This is a genomic window from Melaminivora alkalimesophila (genome assembly GCF_000282995.1).
Lineage (GTDB): Bacteria > Pseudomonadota > Gammaproteobacteria > Burkholderiales > Burkholderiaceae_C > Melaminivora > Melaminivora alkalimesophila.
This window is the reverse complement of record NZ_ALEE01000781.1, coordinates 1-727: the sequence shown is the minus strand read 5'-3', so window position 1 is coordinate 727 and position 727 is coordinate 1. Positions and strand designations below refer to the sequence as shown.

The following is a 727-nucleotide window of genomic DNA, read 5'->3' as shown; positions in this document are numbered from 1 at the left end:
CGGCAGGGTGACGGCCTGCCGCATCCAAGAAGTGGCTCGGGGCCTGCAAGGTTGCACAGCGGTGTGCAAACGCCTCGCGAGCACAATGCAAGGAGCATTCGACATGCCCAAAATGAAGACCAAGAGCAGCGCGAAGAAGCGTTTTCGCGTTCGTCCGGGTGGGACCGTCAAGCGCGGTCAGGCCTTCAAGCGTCACATCCTGACCAAGAAGACCACCAAGAACAAGCGCCAGCTGCGCGGCATCACCACAGTGCATGAGCGTGACATGAACGCCATTGCACAGATGATGCCCATGGCCGGTCTGTAACCCCACCCACGAACAAGGAGAAAGCACATGCCTCGCGTCAAACGTGGTGTAACGGCCCGCGCCCGTCACAAGAAGGTTCTCGCCCAGGCCAAGGGTTTCCGTGGCCGCCGTGGCAACGTCTTTCGCATCGCCAAGCAGGCGGTGATGAAGGCTGGGCAATACGCCTACCGTGACCGCCGCAATAAGAAGCGCGTGTTCCGCCGTCTGTGGATCGCCCGTATCAACGCCGCCAGCCGTGAACTGGGCCTGACCTACAGCCAGTTCACCAACGGCCTGAAGAAGGCGTCCATCGAGATCGACCGCAAGATGCTGGCCGACCTCGCGGTGCACGACAAGGCTGCCTTCGGCAGCATCGTGGAGCAAGTCAAGGCGAAGCTCGCCGCTTGAGTCCACGACCCGGCGGCCGGCTGCAGCCGGCTG

At 62.3% G+C, this 727-nt stretch carries 2 protein-coding genes; both read left to right on the top strand.

From position 1 onward, the window contains the following. Nucleotides 1–103: 103 nt before the first annotated feature. Entirely contained in the window at nucleotides 104–307 is a 204-nt protein-coding gene (rpmI, locus tag A612_RS15060; protein WP_019375266.1) for a 50S ribosomal protein L35, read from the top strand. Between the two features lie 27 nt (nucleotides 308–334). After that, nucleotides 335–694 (top strand): 50S ribosomal protein L20, encoded by a 360-nt coding sequence (gene rplT / locus A612_RS15055; RefSeq protein WP_019375265.1) that lies wholly within the window; start codon nucleotides 335–337, stop codon nucleotides 692–694. Nucleotides 695–727 lie beyond the last annotated feature (33 nt).